15 protein-coding genes are annotated in these 19,371 nt (G+C 71.7%); 4 read left to right on the forward strand and 11 right to left on the reverse strand.

The genetic code is table 11. From position 1 onward, the window contains the following. Positions 1-1,618: M1 family aminopeptidase (locus IEY93_RS08105; RefSeq protein WP_189162341.1), on the forward strand; the 1,618-nt coding region annotated here is incomplete at its 5' end. A gap of 1,373 nt (positions 1,619-2,991) precedes the next feature. On the opposite strand, the gene IEY93_RS08110 is transcribed toward IEY93_RS08105, so the two are convergent. From IEY93_RS08110 to IEY93_RS08145, 9 genes are all read right to left on the reverse strand, one after another. Then, positions 2,992-4,215, reverse strand: a complete 1,224-nt coding sequence (locus IEY93_RS08110) for an NAD(P)/FAD-dependent oxidoreductase (protein ID WP_189162342.1) — start codon at positions 4,213-4,215, stop codon at positions 2,992-2,994. A 15-nt stretch (positions 4,216-4,230) separates the two neighbouring features. Continuing rightward, positions 4,231-5,571, reverse strand: a complete 1,341-nt coding sequence (locus IEY93_RS08115; protein WP_189162343.1) for a metallopeptidase TldD-related protein — start codon at positions 5,569-5,571, stop codon at positions 4,231-4,233. Beyond that, positions 5,555-6,934: a TldD/PmbA family protein gene (locus IEY93_RS08120; RefSeq protein WP_189162344.1), complete on the reverse strand. Its 1,380-nt coding sequence runs from the start codon at positions 6,932-6,934 to the stop codon at positions 5,555-5,557. Before IEY93_RS08120 ends, IEY93_RS08115 begins: the two co-directional genes overlap by 17 nt. Further along, a complete protein-coding gene (locus IEY93_RS08125) occupies positions 6,925-7,830 on the reverse strand; it encodes a methyltransferase domain-containing protein (protein ID WP_189162345.1) in 906 nt (301 codons plus the stop codon). The genes IEY93_RS08120 and IEY93_RS08125 overlap by 10 nt, the downstream gene beginning before the upstream one ends. Beyond that, positions 7,785-9,305 (reverse strand): radical SAM/SPASM domain-containing protein, encoded by a 1,521-nt coding sequence (locus IEY93_RS08130; RefSeq protein WP_189162346.1) that lies wholly within the window; start codon positions 9,303-9,305, stop codon positions 7,785-7,787. Before IEY93_RS08130 ends, IEY93_RS08125 begins: the two co-directional genes overlap by 46 nt. A 115-nt stretch (positions 9,306-9,420) precedes the next feature. Beyond that, positions 9,421-9,555, reverse strand: a complete 135-nt coding sequence (locus tag IEY93_RS39315; protein ID WP_259402773.1) for a hypothetical protein — start codon at positions 9,553-9,555, stop codon at positions 9,421-9,423. Positions 9,556-9,660: 105 nt separating this feature from the next. Continuing rightward, positions 9,661-11,337 carry an OPT/YSL family transporter gene (locus tag IEY93_RS08135; protein WP_189162347.1) on the reverse strand — a complete coding sequence of 559 codons (1,677 nt, stop codon included), beginning with the start codon at positions 11,335-11,337 and terminating at the stop codon, positions 9,661-9,663. A 190-nt stretch (positions 11,338-11,527) separates the two neighbouring features. Continuing rightward, complete coding sequence (locus IEY93_RS08140) at positions 11,528-12,256, reverse strand: MIP/aquaporin family protein (protein WP_203968423.1); 729 nt, start codon at positions 12,254-12,256, stop codon at positions 11,528-11,530. Between the two features lie 404 nt (positions 12,257-12,660). Then, positions 12,661-13,614, reverse strand: a complete 954-nt coding sequence (locus tag IEY93_RS08145) for a TIGR01777 family oxidoreductase (RefSeq protein ID WP_189162349.1) — start codon at positions 13,612-13,614, stop codon at positions 12,661-12,663. Positions 13,615-13,837: 223 nt separating this feature from the next. On the opposite strand from IEY93_RS08145, the gene IEY93_RS08150 reads away from it, so the two are divergent. The 3 genes from IEY93_RS08150 to IEY93_RS08160 all read left to right on the forward strand — a co-directional run bounded on the left by IEY93_RS08150 (position 13,838) and on the right by IEY93_RS08160 (position 15,736). Further along, positions 13,838-14,392 carry a class I SAM-dependent methyltransferase gene (locus IEY93_RS08150; protein WP_229690967.1) on the forward strand — a complete coding sequence of 185 codons (555 nt, stop codon included), beginning with the start codon at positions 13,838-13,840 and terminating at the stop codon, positions 14,390-14,392. A gap of 318 nt (positions 14,393-14,710) precedes the next feature. Continuing rightward, complete coding sequence (locus tag IEY93_RS08155; RefSeq protein WP_268241544.1) at positions 14,711-15,052, forward strand: DUF6153 family protein; 342 nt, start codon at positions 14,711-14,713, stop codon at positions 15,050-15,052. 168 nt (positions 15,053-15,220) lie between these two features. Next, positions 15,221-15,736: a DUF305 domain-containing protein gene (locus tag IEY93_RS08160; protein ID WP_203968425.1), complete on the forward strand. Its 516-nt coding sequence runs from the start codon at positions 15,221-15,223 to the stop codon at positions 15,734-15,736. A 74-nt stretch (positions 15,737-15,810) separates the two neighbouring features. On the opposite strand, the gene IEY93_RS08165 is transcribed toward IEY93_RS08160, so the two are convergent. Continuing rightward, entirely contained in the window at positions 15,811-18,246 is a 2,436-nt protein-coding gene (locus IEY93_RS08165; RefSeq protein ID WP_189162352.1) for a heavy metal translocating P-type ATPase, read from the reverse strand. Positions 18,247-18,361: 115 nt separating this feature from the next. Beyond that, on the reverse strand, positions 18,362-19,336 hold the full coding sequence (locus IEY93_RS08170) for a C40 family peptidase (RefSeq protein ID WP_189162353.1): 975 nt from the start codon (positions 19,334-19,336) through the stop codon (positions 18,362-18,364). Positions 19,337-19,371: the final 35 nt, after the last annotated feature.

Here is a 19,371-nt window from a genome sequence, read left to right on the forward strand (position 1 = left end):
GGACGAGATGCTCTTCCACGAGATCTCCCATCAGTGGTTCGGCGACCTCGTCACGCTGCGCTGGTGGGACGACCTGTGGCTGAGCGAGGCGTTCGCCACCTGGGCGGGCGTCCACGCGCTGACCCGGCTCACGGGGGACACCGGCGCCTGGGCCGACTTCGCCGCGGGTAAGAAGGCGCACGCGTATCTCCTGGACCAGTCGGCCGCCACGCACCCGGTCGTGACCGGCGTCCCCGACGTGGACGCCGCCGGGTCGGCCTTCGACGCGCTGACCTACCACAAGGGCGCGAGCGTGCTGCGCCAGCTCGTGGCCCGCGTGCGGCTGGAGGCGTTCCTTGCGGGCATGCGGCGCTACTTCGCGGACCACTCCTACGGCACCGCCGGCCGGGCCGAGATGCTCGGCGCCCTGGCGGCGGCAGGCGGCCGGGACCTGACCGCCTGGACGGACGCCTGGCTGCTGACGGCCGGGCTCAGCGAGGTACGCGCCGACTTCGACGTCGACGAGGCCGGGTACTTCACGCGTTTCGACCTGCTCCAGACCGGATCGCCCCGGCCGCACCGGCTCGCGGTGGGCGTCTACGCCGAGGACCGCCAGGGCGAACTGGTCCGGGTGCACAGGCACGAACTCGACGCCGACGGCCCCCGCACGAGCGTGGACGCGCTCATCGGCAGCCGGTCCGGCCCGCTGGTGCTGCCCAACGACGGCGACCTGACGTACTGCCGGATCGTGCTGGACCCGCGCTCCACCGAGGAGGTCGTCCACCACATCGGCCGGCTGGCCGATCCCATGGCCCGCTCACTCTGCTGGACGGCGGCGTGGGACATGGTCCGGCACGGGGAGCTGCCGCCACGGCGGTTCCTGGCGATGGTCCTCGGCGGGCTGACGGCCGAGACGCAGATCGGCGTGTTCCAGCGGCTCCTCGTCCGGGTCTCCACCGTGCTGACGGCCTACACCGAGCAGGGCTGGGCCCGTGCCCACGGCTGGCCCTCGTACGTGGACCACCTGCTGCGCGTCGTCGGCACCGACGATGGCGACGCGGATCAGCGGCTGGCGGCGGCGCGGGCGGTCGCGGACGCGGCGCTGACGGCCGGCCAGCTCGACACGGTGCGGAAATGGTTCCACGGAGCGGCCCCTATCGACGTGGACGACGGGTTACGTCACCGGCTCGCCCGGTCCCTGGTCGCGCATGGCGAGCCCCTGGCGGACGTCAGCGGCGCCTTCACCGTGGTGGGAGACCGGCTCGCCGAGCGGCTGAAGGCGTCGGCGCCCACCGCGGAGGCCAAGCAGTGGGCGTGGACGACCATCCTGGCGAGTGAGAGCGTCGCCCAGGTCCGCGCGCTGGCCGACGGCTTCGCCCACCCCGCGCACCATCACCTGCTCACGCCGTTCGTGCGGCGCTACGCGCAGGACATCCCCCCGCTGCTGGCCGCCGGCGGAGACCGGGAACCGGCGCGGACGATCGCCGTCCAGATGTTCCCCGCCTGGGCGGTCTCACGGGGCACGCTCGGCGTGGTCGACCGCATGCCCGCCGACGACCGGTTCGTCAGGCTGGCCGGCGCGGCCCGGGCCGAACTCGCCCTCGCCGTGGACCTGTCCGAGCGGGACGCCGCCGGGTGACAGCCATTCCTCCGCGCCGTCGCCCGCGGCGAACCTCGCGAAGAGCTCCCGCATGGCCGGCCCGGCGTCCGAACCCGCGTACCACCGCTCCCCCGCCCGGCCGGCCAGGTGCTCCCACAGCGTCTCGCGCAGCGCGAACGCCTGGTGGTAGACCAGCGGATAGCAGGGCTTGCCCTCCAGGTACGTCTGCATCCGATCCCACGCGGCCCCTCGGTCCACCGTGACACCGAACTCCCGCTCGTACGAGCGCACGTACTTGGCGGCCGGGTCCGGGTGACCGTCGTGGACGGCCATCTCGAAGCAGAGGCTGGTCGCCACCAGGCGCCGGACGTGCTCACGCGCGAAGGCCAGTCGCTCCACGGCCTCGGCGTCCACCGTGACACCGAGATGGCGCCGCTGCCAGTCCGGCCGCCGGACGACCCGTTCCAGGGTGAAGCCGAACGCCTCGGTCAGCGCCGGATGCGTGCGCCACAGGTCGGCGGGGTGCCGGGTGCCCGCGGTGAAGTGCAGCGCGTGCCCGAACTCGTGCAGAAGCGTGGCGTAATGCCCCAGTGTCGTGCCCGGTGTGGTGGACACCCGCACGTCGGCAGGCGGCGCGACCGGCGAGCAGAACGCCGCGCCGGACTTGCCGGGCCGTGCGACGTCGTCCACGAGGATGCGTTCCAGGCATCCGCCGAAGCCCCACTCTCGTACGGTGGAGCGGACACTGGCGAGCGCGCCGCCGGCGCCCTCGGGCAGGACGGCACGCGCGGCGACCAGGCGGGCGTCTCCCATGGCCGGGGCGGAGTGCCCGTCGCGTGCCCGCCAGCCGTCCCAGCGCCGGAGGAACGCGGCCCGCGTGGCGTCCAGCCAGTCCCGGGCGTGGATGACGAACCGGTCCACCTCCGGGTGCAGTGCCCGCACGAGGGCGGCGTGCGTCGGGAACCCCAGCTCGGCCCGCGCCTCGGCGTACGCGTCGAGCCATCGCCGCCGGCCCTCGCGCAGCCGCTCGCCGACGTCCGCCAGCGCCACCCTGACCTCGGCACGCCGCCGGTCGTCGGTGACGGTCCGCGAGAAGGCGACCAGCTCGCCGTGGGTGAGCGCCCTGCCGCCGACCTCGGCGGTGACGGTGCGCTGGAGCAGCCGTAGCCGCGCGGTCGCCTCCGTCAACCGGACGCGGAAGTACCACAGGACCAGTTCCCCGGCGTAGTGCAGGTCCCCATGCTCCAGTGCGAGCAGGACGAGCCGGCCGTCGGTCAGCCGGTTCGGCCCCTCGGGCAACGCCGGGTGATCCTCGCCCTGTCCCGTCGCGGCCAGCCAGCGGGCATGGGCGACCCGGGCCTGGAGCGCCACGAGATCCTCGACATGACCGGCCAGATAGCCGGGAACGGTGGTCACGACGGGTTCACGGAGGCCGCCGGGGGCAGGCCGAGCACCTCCGAGGCGCCGTCGGCGACCCGCTGCCAGAAGTCACGCCGGTCCTCGGGGAGCCCGGCGAACAGCTCCGAGCAGCGGCGGGTCATCTCCAGTGCCAGCCCGGGATGGGCCAGCACGCCGCGGATCCAGGCGAGCTGGCCGGGCTCGGGCGGGGCGATGCGCAGTCCGGCGAGACCCGCGCGGACCTTGCGCCCGACGCGTTCGTCCAGGGTGGTCGCGTAGCTCTCCCGGGCCTGGGGCGTGTCGCCGTCCACCGCGAGGGGCACCGTGGCGGCGAGGGACTCCGCCGCCGCGCAGGCGTCGGTGATGCCCGCGCCGAACAGCGGGTCCTTGTGGCAGTAGGCGTCGCCCGCCAGCCGCCAGCCCGGCCCCGCCGGCTCGCGGTGGAAGTTCCGCAGGCTCTTTCCCGCGTACACGGGCGAGACCCGCCGTGCCGTGCGCAACCGGTCCGCCATGGCGGGGATCGACCGGAGCAGGCGCTCGTACCCCTCGTCTCCCCGGAGGGCGGCGTACTCCGCCACGGGCGCCGACAACATGATCACCCACCGCCCGCCGTCGCACGGGCCGACCTGGAGCAGATGGCCGCTGTCATGCCACAGCTCCAGCGCGGGCGAGGGCAGCGGGACGACGTCCTCCCAATAGGCGTGGAACGTGCAGCGCATGGCCCCGGCGTCGAAGGTCATGGCCGCGCCGGCCTGACGGGCGGTCGCGGATCCCCGCCCGTCCGCGCCCACGACGATCTTGGCCTTCTCCGACCACCCCGCGCCCTCGATGCCGACGACCTGGTCACCGTCCCAGGTCAGGGACCGGACCGCGCTGCGTTCCCTGATCTCGGCCCCGTACCGGCTCGCGGCGCGCAGCAGGACCCCGCTGAGGGTCTCCCGGCGTACGCACAGGTTGTAGTGGTACGGCGAGCGGGGCAGCATGGGCGCCCCGTAGTACCCGCCCTCCACCTCCAGGTGCCAGCGTCGCAGCGGTGGCGCGCCGGTGGCGAGCACCTCGTCCAGCACACCGAGCCGGTCCAGGAAGGCCAGCGTCGTCGGGCCGAAGAAGTGGGTGGAGACGGCCGGGGCGGGCAGCGGGGTGCGGTCGCACACCAGGACACGCAGACCCTCGCGCGCGAGCAGGGCGGCGCTCGCGGCTCCGGCGACGCCGCCGCCGACCACGATCACGTCATACATCGGCCACTCCTCGCGTCATGTCCCGCCGGCCAGTACGAACGGCAGGCGGCCCGACCAGATCCTGCTCACGGCCCACCGGCGGTCGCTGACCGCGCGGAAGCGGCGGCCGAGCACCTCACGCAGGTCCAGGGCGATCGGACGCTGGCGCAGGATCCCGGCCACCCGTCCGTCCCTGATCAGGAACCCGAGCCGCAGCCTGCCCTCCACGACCGGTGAGAGGCCGGCGCGCTGGTGCCCGCCCATCAGCGACTCGACGAGCACCCCCTCGCGGACGCCCGCCAGCAGGTCGTCGAAGGAACCGACGTCGGCCGGTTCGGCGGACAGCGTCGCGCCGTTGAGCACCGGCGTGGCGGGCTTGAGCACCGTACGGCGCAGTGCGTTGCCCCGGAACCCGTGCCCGGTGGGCGCCGTCCCGCATGCGGCCGCCGTCCGGACACTGTGGTACGCCCGGACCGGGACACCGCGCTCGACCAGCGTGAGGGGCGCGCACGGCACGCCGTCGTCGTCGCTGCCCGGCCAGACCAGCCCGCCGGTGCCCTCCTCGTCCGGTGCGGCCGGCGCCCAGGGATGGTCGCGCAGGCCGATCGAGGGGTGCAGGAACGGCTCGCCCAGGTGCCCGGCGACGAACGAGCGGCCCGCGGTGACGGCGGTCCCGTTCAGCGCTGTGACCAGCGGAGTGAGCAGGGTGTGCACCGCGGACGGGGCGAGCAGCACGTCATGGTCGCCGGAGGGCGCGTCGGCGGCGGGCAGCCCGTCCCAGCCGGCCGCGGCCGCAAGCCATGTGGAGAGCGCGGCGGGCAGCACCGGAGTGCGGGTCCAGCCCGTCCAGGGCAACTGGACGGCCGTTCCTTCCGCCAGCGCGGCGATGTGAAAGAACCGGTCGGAGGTCGTGGTCCGCCCGTCGGGGACCGCGCGGTGCACCGCCTGTTCGGTGCGGGTCACCGTGCCGTGCACCGTCAGCCCGGTCGCGCGTTGCAAGGCGCCCAACCGCTCGGCCAGGAGCCGGACCGATCGGGTGCCCTGATCCGCGGCGGACGTCCCGGCGGCCTCAGGGGCGGCGCTCCTCCCAATGACGGGGTCGCGTACCGCCGGGGGCCCGTGCGCCGCGTTCCGTACGGCATCGCCGACCAGCCCGTGCACGTCGTCGAGGCAGGTCGTGGTGGCCGTGCCCACCCGGCCGTCGCGGTGCACCCGCAGGCACAGCGCCGTCTCGCGCGCGGACCTGACCAGGTCGGGCACGCCCGAGCCGACCTCCACCACCGTGTCGTCGCGCTCGACGGCCAGGACCTCCCAGTGCTCGGCGTGCGCCGCGGCCTGCGCACCGACCTGGTCCAGCCGGTCAGCCAGAGGTGACACGGATGCCTCGCAATCGCAGCGCCGGGGCCCAGGAGCTGACCGGCAGCCGATTCTGGCCCTGCTTGCCGCAGCTCGCCGAGGTGTCGCCGCGCCACTGCTCCCGGCCGATCGCGTCGATGGCCGCGAAGGCGCCGAGCACGTCACCGGACAGCACCACGCCTCTGACCCGTCCGCGGACCTCGCCGTCGCGGATCTCCCGGCACTCCGCCGGCAGGAAGGTGAAGCCGGCGCGGTCGGTCTGCCCGCCGAGCACGCCACGCGCCAGCAGCCCGCGCGCCACACCGCCGATCATCTCCTCCTCGGACGCGGCGCCGGGGGCGATGGCGATCGTCCGCAGCCGGGGCAGCGGCGGGTGGCGGAAATTCAGGGCTCTGGCGTTGCCGGTGGGCTCCTCGCGGAAGGCCGCCGCGGTCGAGCGGTCGTGCAGCCGCGGCCGGGTGACGACGCCCTCGCGCAGCAGCTCCACCGGATGCCCCGCCGTGCCCTCGTCGTCCACCGGCACGAACCCCCGCGCGCCGGGACGTCCGGGGTGATCGGTGATCGTCAGCATTGGCGGGCCGAGCCGCCGCCCGGGAGCCAGGGACCGTTGCAGAGGCGCGTCCCCGAGGTGATGGTCCGCCTCGGCGAGATGCCCGATCGTCTCGTGGGCCCAGATGCCGGCCAGCGGGCCGTCGCAGACCACGTCGTACTCCCCGGGCGCCACGACGGGGGCGGCGCGCAGCTCCACGGCGGTCGCGACGGCGGCCTCCACGTCCGGGGCCAGGCCGCGTACCACGGAGAAGTCGCCGCCGCTACCGGCCGACACCGAGCCCGCGGTCCGCGCCGCGCCGCCGTCGGCGTAGACGGTGATCTGCAGTGTCAGGTCCCGGCGCCGGTAGGAGACGCCGGTCCCCTCGCTGGTGAACAGCTCCACGTCCGCGACCGATTCGCGGTAGTAGACCAGGGCCCCGGTCACGCCGGGGTGCGCTGCCAGCGCCGCCGCGTGGTAGGCGCCGAGCAGTTCCACCTTCTCCGCCAGGCCGACCGTCTCCGCGAGCTCACCGGCCTCGCCGGGAGGGTCGTCCCGGTAGGGCCGGTGTGCGGCGAGACGCCCCGCCGCACACCCCAGCTCGACGGCGTCACGCGCGGCCCGGCGCAGCACCGGGCCGGCGTCCATGGCGGTGCTCGACGCGAACGCCGAGCCGGACCGGCCGATCACCCGGGCACAGCACCCGTCATCACGGCTGGTCACGCTGCTTTCCAGGCCGTCGCCGCGCCACACCAGATCGACGGTCCTGGCGCGTTCGAGGCGGACCTCGGCGTAGTCGTCCGCCCGCAGGCCGGCGTCCCGGAAGAGCGCGGGTGACCCGCCGGTCAGCAGCACGGTTGCGCGGGGCTGTCGTCCCGGTAGGCGAAGATCATGGCGCTGGTGACCTGCGCGCCGTCCCGGTACGGGACGAGCCCGTCGCTGCGCATGTCCACGCTGCCGAAGCCCGCGCCGAGCACCAGGTCCCGGTACTGGCTCTCGGTCATGCCCACCACGCACCGGGCGAAGTCCTCCGCGCCGGCGGACTCGCCGGCCGCCACGTCCGCCGGGGGCGGGCCGTCGTCGGAGTACACGACGTCGGAGATCACCGCCACCCCGCCCGGGCGCAGGACGGCCGCGACCGCGTGGAGCACTTCCTTCTTGTCGGGGAACATGCCGAGGACGCAGTTGCTCATCACCACGTCCACGCTGGCCTCGCGCAGCGGCGGGCGCCGGATGTCGCCGACCCGTACGTCGATGTTGGTGAGGCCCATCTCCTTGGCCGCGCGGCGAGCCGTCCTGACCATCTGCATCGACGCGTCCACGCCGATGACCCGGCCCGTCTCGCCCACCCGGCGCGCGGCGATCAGCAGATCCAGGCCGGCGCCGCAACCGAAGTCCACGACCGTCTGACCGGGGCGCAGGCCGATCGCGTTCATGGGAGAGCCGCAACCGCTGGACAGCTCCAGGACCCAGTCGGGGATCTCGGCGAGCTCCTCCGAGGTGTACACCGACGTGGGAGAGCAGCACAGTGTGCTGGTGCCCTGCACCGCCAGCGCGTCGTAGCGCTTCTTGACGTGCGTCTCGACGGGGACGGGGCCCTGGTCGGCCGGGGCCGCGCAGCAGCCCGACGCCTGGTCCGCGCCCTCCGGCGCGCATCCGCAGGCGTCCGGCTCGGCGACCACCTCGGCGATCGGCCGCGGCCGGATCAGCTCATCCAGGGAAACGAACCCACGCGTGTCATCTGCTCCCACGTTCCCTCTTCTCCTTCCGGTCGGTTCGCGTGCTCCTGCCGCCGGCGCAGCGCCATGGGCAGCAGGTAGGCCAACTGGGTCTCGACACGCGTCGTGATGCTGGACACCTTGGGGCAGTAGCAGGTGTTGAAGTCGCCGCCGTTGGCCGCCCACGCCTTGATCGGGCAGCCGCCGCCCCCGCAGAACAACTTCACGTTGCAGTCGCGGCACATGGGCACGGTGTCCACGTGGCGGTGCCGCCAGGGGTCGCGGTAGCCGGCCGCGTAGCTGAACTCGGGGTAGAACGTCCCGCAGGCGTGCTGGGGACGGCCCACCGTCTCCGGGCAGCCGTAGATCTTCCCGTTGGGGTCGAAGGCGACGACGCTCGTACCCGCGCTGCACCCCTGGAGGTTGGGCCGGAGGCGGTCGCCCTCCAGGACGGCCGACCTGATGCGGGCCAGGTCGGGCTGCAGCATGCGGTCCACCAGGGGGTTCTGCTGGACCATGGCCCAGAAGGCGTCCTGGAGCCCGGCCTTGACGTCTCCCCGCACCATGCGCTTGCGCTTCTCCTCGGGGTGGTCGGGGGTGACGTACAGGAACGTGGTGGCCTTGGTGAAGCCGTTGAACAGGCGGATCTTCGGGTGGTCGATCCACCCCTTGGCCTGCGCGAACTCCGCGAAGCGCGGCATGTCGTCCACGCTGTCCTCGTCGATGAGCACCCGGATCAGCACGCGGATGCCGGCCTCCGCGGCCACGTCGATGCTGCGCTCGATGAGCTCGAACGTCGGCTTGCCGTTGCGGAACACCCGCCGGGTGTCGTGGGTCCTCGGCGTGCCGTCCAGGCTGACCTGGACCTCCTCGCAGCCGTACTTGAGCAGCATCGGCACGTACGCGTCCAGCGCCACGCCGTTGGTGATCGCGGTGACCGGGTAGCCGCGGTCGTAGGAGCCGCGCAGGATCTGCTCGACGGCGCCGCGCTGGTAGGCGGTGTCCAGCAGCGGTTCCCCGCCGAACAGGGTGATGTACGGCGGGCCGGAGTTCTGGTGCCGTTCCTGGATCTCCGGGATGGTGTCGAACGCGGCCTCGATCATCTCCTCGTCCATGCGCGGGCTCTTGGTGGTCAGCTCGCCCTCGAAGCAGTACGGGCACGCCAGGTTGCACACGAACGACGGGATGAACATGAACTGGAACGGCGCTTCCTGGATCGCCTGGAAGTAGCCGTCGACGATCGAGCGGTAGCGTGCCTCCTCCTCGACCGGGTCGGTGCAGACGTACCCGCGCTCGATCAGGCCGGCCACGAGCTCACCGCCGACGGTGGCGTCCCCGGCGCGCACCCGTTCCAGCACGGCGACTTCGGCGGTGGTGACGATGTCCATCGATCCGGACACCGCGTTGGCGAGGACGCTCACCTTGCCGCTCTCGTCGAGATAGGCCGGGTCCAGGGTGCCCTCGGGAAGCTCGACCGAGAAGGTGACGGTGTTCGGGCTCACAAGCATGGTGTGTCTCCCAGGAACGGTGTCCGTGGTGTCGCCGGGGGTCGGGTCAGGGGGTGGACCGGGGATTGGAGGGCGCGGCAGGGGATACCTCTGCAATACGGTCCGTCGGCCACGGTCACTCGCAGCCGTCGGGGTCGTTGGCCATGATGCTGGTCACGACGTCGAGGTTCTTCCGGCCGCGCATGGCGGTGCAGCAGTCGGTCTGCTTCTCGGACACTTCGGCGTTCTCGATCATGGAAATGGCGATCATAGGTATCACCTCCTCCGCTGTGATCTCTGCCGCGCTCTCCGGCCCGCTCCCCGGCGCGACGCGGCGGGGAGAGTCGTTGGTGGGGCACGCGCCCCAGGTGGCGGGTCACCGCAGGACCTCCCGCACGATGAGCACCGCCACGGTGATCAGGCCCTCGCCGATGATCAGTCCGGAGGCGACGATCTCGGTGGCGCTGCGCCGGCCGGGATTGCGGCGGGTGAGCAGCCACTGGGTCAGGCCTCCGGCGGCGAGGGTCAGCGAGTAGGCGGGGGGAAGCAGCACCCCGAGGCCGATCATCGTGGGCATGGCCGAGGTGAAGGCCAGGCCCAGGCCCAGCGGACCGGAGACGGCCAGCGCGAGGGCCACGGTGGCGGGGTAGTCGGCCGATCCCCGTACGGTGGCGTCCACGAACTGGACCGCCGTGGCCACGGGGGCGGGGAAGGAACCTCCTCCGAGCACACCCGCGCGGCTGAGCACCGCGATCACCAGGACTCCGACCACGGCGCCGGCCAGGCCGCCCGCCAGTTGCGTCCAGCCCGTCAGCCGCCTGGGCGGCTCGGACAGGCCCTCGGGACGTTCGTGCGCCACCTTCACCGAGTAGGTGAAGTAGACCGCGGCGAGGGCCGCGCAGCAGATGGTCGAGGCCATGAGCAACGCCGCCGTCTGGTCCGCGCCGGACATGGCGAAGACCACGACGCTGAAGTACAGCGCCGGGGACAACGGCACCAGCCCGATCTCGCCACCGGCCCGGGTGAGGAACACGGTCATCACGGCGAGCAGCACGACGCCGAGCAGGCCGTAACCGAGGTAGCGCAGCAGGGACGGGTACATCAGCGCCACGAGCGCCGTGCCCACGAGGACGGCGACGGCGAGCCATCGAGTACGCCCCGGGAGCGGGCGGCCTCCCTGGATGGAACGCACCAGCGGGCCGCGAACCCGGGCGATCGAGGCGAGGGAGTAACCGAGGATGAGGCCGACACCGGCGGCGAGCACCCAGGGATAGGACAGATGGTCGTTGTAGGCGACGGTCCGTCCCGCCGTGCCGTCCTGGACCGCCCACATGACGACGGTGTACGCCGCGCCGGCCGCCAGCCAGGCGCACGCGCGCGGGCCGATGAGGAAGCCGACCCCGTACAGCAACGGCGAGAGGGCCAGGGCGAGATGGGTGCCCGTGATCTCCGGCGTGACGTCGTGACCCCACAGGGCGATCCCCAGGGCCGACGCGGCGCCCACGCCGGCGGCGATGGGGAGCAGGCGGCCGAGCCGGTCGTTCTCCCCGTCCTTGGGAGTGCTGAGCGACGCCATCAGGGTGATGGCCGGCTTGAGGGTCGGATAGGGCAGTTTCTCGGCGACCACCAGCGTCCGCGCGACGAGCCCGCCGAGCAGGATGCCCACGGCGTTCGCGGCCATCGCCAGCACCATCAGGAAACCCCAGGCCGGCAACTCACCGGCCCGCAGTACGACCGCTCCGATGCCGGTGTCCAGCGCGGCCGTCGCCATGTATCCACTGGAGGCGATGGAGAAGACGACGAAGAGGCCCTGCCAGTTGAGCGCTCCCGCCACCCGGAGCAGCGCCGCGCCCAGCGCGGCCACCAGCGCCGACCCTCCGAAGGACGTGCCGGTGCGGAACAGGACCAGCACGTTGAGGACACAGAGCAGCACGCCGATGGCCAGGCCGATCAGCGTGGCGCGGACGTACGAGCCCTGCCAGCCGGCCGGGGCGTCCAGTGCCAGGGTCGATCGCGATGTGGCGGAGGATGCGGTGCGCTCCTTTCCTCCCACAGAACGCCCCCCATCTCGACCAAGTGAAAACATTGATAGTTATCGATGCAGCCGACGAGTGCACATTAAATGGGCCGACGGCGACGGTCAAGAGCCTTGACGACATTGCCTATTCGTGCATACAGCCCGTGTTACGTGACCATTGCGATACTTTTCGTAATTACGCCATGCACCATTTCGGCCCGCCGGATCACAGGGTGCGATCGGCGAGCAGAGGGTCGCCGTCCCCATGTCCGGTCGTCACCACGCCCGGATCCCGGCCGTACAGCCCGGCCACCAGAGCGAGACCGATCGCGCCGCCGATCAGCTGGACGACGACGAACCCCGGCACCGAGGACGGGGCGATCCCGGCGAAGGTGTCGGAGAAGGCACGGCCGATGGTCACGGCCGGGTTCGCGAAGCTGGTCGACGAGGTGAACCAGTACGCCGCGCCGATATAGGAGGCGACCGCGACCGGCGCCAGGCGGGCGTTGTCCGCGCGGACCAGCAGGAAGATGACGAGCACCAGGCCTGCCGTGGCGACCACCTCGCCGAGCAGGAGGTTTCCGGCCGAACGGTCGTGCGTGGACCAGGTGACGGCCGCCTTGCCGAACATCGCGTTGGCCAGCACGGCCCCGCTGATGGCGCCGGCGATCTGCGCGGCGGCGTACACCCCCACGTCGGAGAGCGAAAGCCTGCGGTGCACCCACCAGTCGGCCAGCGTGACCACCGGATTGAAGTGCGCTCCCGAGATCGGGCCGAGAATGAGGATCAGCACCCCGAGCCCGAAGACCGTCGCCATCGAGTTCTCCAGCAACTGGAGTCCCACGTCATTGGGCGAAAGCTCCTGCCCCGTGATCCCCGATCCGACCACCACCGTCACCAGCAGCAGCGTGCCCACGTACTCGGCCAGCGCCCGGCGGGGCAACGCCGGACTCATCGGGAACCACCGACCCGATCGAGGCGGACTGAGGATTCGCGCACGTTCAGGCCTTTCCCTTGACATGACACAGCGCATGACGCCCTGCCACACCGCACCAGCCGACCTGTCGTTACCTGACGCCAGGCACCCCTACCAGCACTATCCGAACCGATATTTACAGATATCAATGCGATTTGGTAGGGCCGATTTCCAGGAAGATCCGCCAAGCACGGCGCCAAGGCTCCGGCGCGCGATGACGCATTTACGGACAGACCAAAAAGGCGCGATCACTCGGCGGCAGACGGGCTTGCCCGTGCCGATCAGCGGCTCGACAACGGCCACCACCGAGACGGCCGCGTGGGACGACGTCAGGGACACTCGCCGGGTGCGCGAGCCGGTGGCGGCGAGGAAGGGCTCAGGGATCAGTTGCCGGTGGGCCCGGTGCGTGCGCGCTGCAGGAGGTCGGCGGCGGCGCCGGGCCAGTGGGGGTGGCCGAAGGTGAAGCCCGCCTCCAGGAGGCGGGCGGGGACGACGCGGCGGCTCTTCAGCAGGAGTTCGGTGTCCGAGCGCAGCGCGAACGCGCCGATCTCGGCCATCCATTTCGTGGCCGGCAGGCCCACGGGAACGCCGCACGCGGCGCGCAGCACTCGCATGAACGCGCGCTGGGGCACAGGCGCGGGAGCGGCGAGGTTCACCGGGCCGGCGAGGTCGTCCCGGGCGGCGAGGAACTCCACGGCGCGGACGAAGTCGTGGTCGTGGATCCACGACACGTACTGCGCGCCGCCCGCCACCGGGCCGCCGAGGCCGAGCCGTGCCAGCCGCAGCAGGACGTCGAAGACCCCGCCGCGGTCAGGGCTCATCACCATGGCCGTGCGCATGGCGACCTTGCGCGTGTGCGGGGTCTCGGCCCGGTCCTGCTCCCGCTCCCACGCTTTCGCGATCTCCACGCTGTAGGCCCAGTAACCCGGCACGCCGGGTTCCGCGCCGCCGAGCACGCCGGTCGCCTCGTCGTTGGCCGCGTCGAAGCGGTGGGCGTAGATCGTGGCGGTGCTCATCTGCAACCAGACCCGGGGAGGCCGCTCGGCCGTCGCGATGGCCTCTCCCACGACCCGGGCCGAACGCACCCGCGAATCCATCATGGCCCGCAGGTTGGCCGGGGTGTAGCGGCAGTTCACGCTGCGTCCGGCCAGGTTGATGACGATGTCGGCGCCGTCGACCTCCTTGGCCCAGGGCCCGAGGCTCGCGCCGTCCCAGTGGACCTCATGGCGGCGTGCCGGCCGTCTGGTCAGGATCACGACGTCATGGCCCGCGGCGGTCAGCGCACGGTCGAGGATGGCGCCTACCTGCCCGGTTCCTCCGGGTATCACTACCTTCATCGGTGATCCCCTCAGCCGGCTGGGACGAGCCTAACCCAGTGGCTTGAACGCGTTCAAGACAAGTCGATGCCAGATCCGGTGTTCCACATCTGGACGGCGTACGTTTCACATCCGGGCGGTGATTCGGCGTCCCGGCTTGGCGAGGATCGCTTTCGGCAGGTGGAACGGATCCGGCGTTCGCCGGGCGAGAGGGAAGCGAGCCGTGTCGTTCTTCGTCGAGTTCGTGAGAAGTCCCCTGACGGTCGGCGCGGTGGCGCCGAGCGGTCCGGCGCTGGCCGCGGAGGTCACGGCTCCGGTGCCCCGGACGGGGTCCCCGGTCGTCGTCGAGCTCGGTCCTGGCACCGGCTCGTTCACCGCGGCCATCCAGCGGCGCCTCGCGGGTGACGGCCGGCACATCGCCCTGGAGATCAACCCGCGGTTCGCCGAGCGGCTGGCCGGCCTCCATCCGAAGGTGGACGTCGTGACCGCGGACGCCGCGGACCTCGGCACCGTGCTGGCGGAGCGTGGCCTCGAGCAGGCCGATGTCGTGGTCAGCGGCCTGCCATGGGCGGCGTTCGCCGAGGGCCAGGAGCGCGACGTGCTGTCCGCGGTGGCCGCGGCCCTGCCACCGGACGGGGTGTTCACCACGTTCGCCTACGTGCACACCCGGTGGGCGCCGCCGGCCCGGCGCCTGCTCGGTTCGCTGCGCGGGCGGTTCGACGAGGTCATCATCAGCCGCACCATCTGGGGCAATCTGCCGCCCGCGCTGGTCTACCACTGCCGCCGCCCGAACACCTGAACCGCCCGCCCATACCTGTCCGGCCGCCGGCCCGTCCGGCACAGGTCGTGGTTCGCCGACCCCAACGGCCGTCGCGTTGGCCCGCTACGGGATATATCGCGTGCCGCCGTCGAGGGTGAGCAGGACCCGAGCTGCGGCCGCCGGCATGATCGGCAATGGCACGCGGGGGCTGTCAGGGGCGGTCCAGGACGGCCGCCGGTTCATCCGAAGGCGGATAGTAGCTCGCGGGACATCCGCTACGCTGGCTCTGTGGGCAGGAAGGGATCATCCGAGGTGATAGGCCAGGTTGTTGCCTGGCAAATCCTACTATGTGCACTAGTGGCGGGGTTGTTCGCCATGCATGGCCTTCAGCCCACGCCGGGGCCGGCCGAGATGCCCGTCGTCTGGACCATGCGAGTCGTCCAAGACGGGATGCCCTCCTACGCCCCGGGCGCCTCCGACGCCCACGACCGGCAGATGCCCGCCCATGACGGGCACGGTGGCGGGGAGGTGTGCCTCGGCCTGCTTCTGATGGTGGCCTTGACGTTCCTCGTGGCCAGAGCGCTCGGCACGAGCCGGGGCCTCGAACCTCGCGTCCTCGGCCGGCTCGTGCCCAGAGCCACCTCCGCGCCCCTGGCACGCGGACCTACTCTCACCCAACTCTGCGTGCTTCGGCGGTGACATCCTCTGCGGCGCTCTGCGGCCGCCTTCGGATCAGTCACCTAACCGAACCACGGAGTTGTGCACATGAAACGTCTCGTCATCGCTTCGGCCGCTCTGGCCACGGCCGGGCTGCTCGCCACCGCCTGCGGTGGACAGGAGCCAGGAAGCGGCCATGGCATGTCCTCGATGGCGTCGCCCGCCGCCACTTCCACCAGCGGTGCCACCGGCACCTCGTCGGCGGACCACAACGAGCAGGACGTGATGTTCGCCCAGATGATGATCCCTCATCATCGGCAGGCGATCGACATGGCCAAGCTCGCCGGCTCGCGGGCCTCCAGCCCTGACGTCAAGCGGTTGGCCGAGCAGATCGAGGCTGCCCAGGGACCCGAGATCACGACCATGAGCGGTTGGCTGACCGCCTGGAACGCCGAGAGTCCGGGCGACGACATGTCCTCGATGGGACACGGCATGGACGGAATGATGTCGGCCGACGACATGAAGGAGCTCGAAGGGCTGTCGGGCGGCGCCTTCGACAAGGCATTCCTCACGATGATGATCGAGCATCACGAGGGAGCGGTCGTCATGGCGGAGAAGGAGCAGGCTTCCGGGACCTACGCACCGGCCAGGGAACTGGCCGGCGCCATCGTCACGAGCCAGACGGCGGAGATCGGCACGATGAAGCAGATGCTTCGATCCAAGTAGCCCACAGGTGTCCTGGGGGCGCATCTCCCGATGCGCCCCCAGGGCGCTTCCCGACGAGGCAGGAAGCCGCGAACCTACTCCGTACGGCCGGGGAGGCGGAGGCGCTTCAGCATGAGGGCGTTGACCGCGACGATCACACTGGAGCCCGACATCGACAGCGCCGCGATCTCGGGCCGGAGAGTCAGGCCGAAGGCGGGCTCGAAGACCCCGGCCGCGATGGGCAAGGCGATGGCGTTGTACCCGACGGCCCAGCCGAGGTTCTGCCGCATCTTGCGCAGCGTCCCTCGGCCGATCCGCAGCGCCGTAGGGACGTCCAGCGGGTCGGAGCGCATGAGGACGACATCGGCGGTCTCGATGGCGACGTCGGTGCCGGCGCCGATGGCGATACCGAGGTCGGCCTGGGCGAGAGCCGGGGCGTCGTTGACGCCGTCGCCCACCATGGCCACCTTCCGGCCGTCCCGCTGTAGTTCGACGATCTTGCCTGCTTTGTCGCCCGGTAGTACATCCGCGATGACGGTGTCGATGCCCAGCCCTCCGGCGATGCGCCGCGCGGTCTGTTCATTGTCACCGGTCAGCATCACCACCTCGATGCCAAGGTCGTGCAGGGCTGCCACCGCGGCGGCGGAGGTGTCGCGCGGCGCGTCGGCGATACCGATCAGCCCGGCCGCGCGGCCGTCCACCGCGGCGACCACGACGGTGCGCCCGCCGGAGGCCAGTTCGTCACGCCGGGACATGAGCCCGCCCAGTGAGATCCCTTCCCGTTCCATGAGCCGCCGGTTGCCCGCAACGACCCGTCGGCCGTCCACGGTCGCGATCGCCCCGTGACCGGGGACGTTGTGGAAGTCTCGCGCCTGGAACACCGGGGCGTCCCGCCTCTCCGCGTAGCGGACGACGGCCTCGGCGAGCGGGTGTTCCGACTCGCGCTCGACCGCGGCCACCAAGGCGAGGAGCTCCGGTTCGCCGATCCCGGCGGCGGCCAGGTCGGTGACCTCCGGCTCACCCTTGGTCAGAGTGCCGGTCTTGTCCATGACGACCACCTCGATGCGGGCGCCGGTCTCGATGGCGCTCGCGTTCTTGAACAGCACGCCGCGCTTGGCGCCGAGCCCGGTTCCCACCATGATCGCTGTGGGGGTCGCCAGGCCCAGGGCGTCCGGGCAGGTGATGACCACGACAGTGATCGCGAACAGGATGGCCAGGCTGAAGGCCGCCCCCACCACCAACCAGGTCAGCAAAGTGGCCGCCCCACCGGCCAGGGCCACCAGGACCAGCCAGAACGCCGCCCGGTCGGCCAGTCTCTGGCCGGGCGCCTTGGAGTTCTGGGCCTGCTGGACGAGCTCGACGATCTGCGCGAGTGCCGTGTCGGAGCCGACCTTGGTGGTTCGCACGCGGAGCGTGCCGTTCTTGTTGATGGTGGCTCCGATGACGGGCGAGCCCGGCTGTTTGTGCACCGGCATGCTCTCGCCGGTGACCATCGACTCGTCCACCTCGCTGTCGCCGTCCTCGACGACCCCGTCCACGGCGATCTTCGTGCCCGGCCGGACGAGCAGCAGGTCGCCGACCACGACCTCGGCGGTGGGCACTTCGACCTGCCGGCCGTCCCGCAGCACCAGAGCCCTGGGGGGTGCGAGGTCGAGCAGCGTGCGAATGGCGTCGTTGGCCCCGCCCCGCGCACGCATCTCGAACCAGTGACCGAGCAGCACGAACGAGGCGAGCACGGTGGCGGCCTCGTAGAACGCCTCGCCGCCGCCGGTCAGGGTGACGACCAGCGAGTACCCCCAGCCGGCGCCGATGGCGACCGCGACGAGCACCATCATGTCCAGCGTCCGCGCGCGCAGCGCCCGGACGGCCCCGTCGAAGAAGATCGAGGACGAGTAGAAGATCACCGGCAGGCTGAGCAGCAGTGCCCAAACGTCCTCGCGCAGGCCGAACGGAACGGGGACGTGGAGGTTCAGCACCTCTCGGCCGATGGGCGACCACACCACGATCGGGATCGAGAACAGCAGCGCCACCAGGAAGCGGTTGCGCATGTCGGCCACCATGGCCGCCATCGACATACCCGCGTGGCCGCCGTGCCCCATCGCGTCATGCGGTGACATCGCCCGAGGTGGCGCCTCCTGAGCTGGAGCCGCCGGCCCGTGACGAGGGTGTGCCGGCATCGCCGGCGCGGGTACGACATGCCGGTCGTGCGCGTGGCCGGGCATCTCGAGGGCCGACGGCGCAGACGTCCCGTGACGGCCGCTGGGCGGATCCGGTTCCTGCATCGGGTCGCAGACATGAGTCGGCACCGACCGGCCCGCACAGTGGTACCCGCACTCGCGCACCCAACGGCGCAGCTCGGCCACCGACGTGAGCGCCGGATCGAACCGCACGGACGCCGTCTGAGCGACCGGGTTGACCTCTACCCGCAGCACGCCGGGCCGCCGGCCGAGGCTCGCGGATACGACGCCCTGCTCACTCGCCCAGTGCAGACCTCTCACGTCCAGCACCACGGTCTTGCCGTCATCCGCCATGCCGACTCCTACTAGTGGCCTTAGTACCAAGGTAGCGACAGGTGGCGCTCTCCGGACCGGCGGCACGTGCGTACGGCACGGTCACCGCATGCCTCGCGATACGTGCTACTCCGCCTCAGGGGCGGACGGCGCCGAGCAGGCGTCCACGCCAGTAGTCGTCCAGCGAGACGACCTTCACCACGTCGCCCGTGCGGGGGGCGTGGATCATCTTGCCGCCGCCGACGTACATGCCCATGTGGCCGAGTCCCTTGCTGAACAGCAGATCACCCGGCTGGAGCGCGTCCAGCGAAACGCGACGGCTCGCCCCCCAGGACCACTGGGTATAGGTGGTGCGCGGCAGGCTCACCCCCGCCTTCGCCCAGGACGCCTGGGTGAAGCCGGAGCAGTCGTAGGAACCGGGGCCGGTGGCGCCCCACCGGTAGGGCTTGCCGATCTGGGCGAAGGCGAACTGCAGGGCCACGCGGGCGTTGCCGGAGGCGGGACCGGTGTACCTGACCCCGGCGCTGTTGGGGTCGCCGGGGTTGAACCGATTGAGGCGGCGCAGCAGGCGTTCCTGCTCGCCGACGAGTTTCTCGACCTTCTTGCGCTCCCCGCGGACCTCCTCCAGGACGTCGCGGGCCTCATCCAAGGCCGCCTTGGCCTTGGCGCGCCTGTCACGCAACCCGCGGTTGGCCAGGTCGAATTCGCGCAGGACGCGGTCGCGCGCGGCGGCGAGCTGGTTGCCGGCCGCCAGCCCGGACAGCATCGCCGCCGGATCCTGCTGGTTGACGAAACCTGGCCAGAGCAGTATGTCACCGGACTGGTAGGTGCCCACGGCGGTGGCCACCAGGTCCTCGCGCAGCTCCGCCACCTTGGTCAGTTCGCTTTTGAGCTGCCCGCCGAGCCGGTCGTACTTCTTCTTCGACGCCTTGTACTTCTCCGCGACGGTGTTGTACCGCTCGACCATCTGGTCGGCCTGGTCCTCCAGCTTGGCCAGCTTCGCCTCGGCCTGAGCCACCGTCGGACGAGGCTCGGCGATGGCGCTGCCCTGCGTGAGCAGTACCACGATGGCTGCACATAGCGCGCCCGCCAGCGTGGCGCTCCGTCTCATGCGGCGCACGGCCAAGCGGCACCATCCTTGATCTA

The organism is Sphaerisporangium melleum, assembly GCF_014646695.1.
Taxonomy (GTDB): Bacteria; Actinomycetota; Actinomycetes; order Streptosporangiales; family Streptosporangiaceae; genus Sphaerisporangium; species Sphaerisporangium melleum.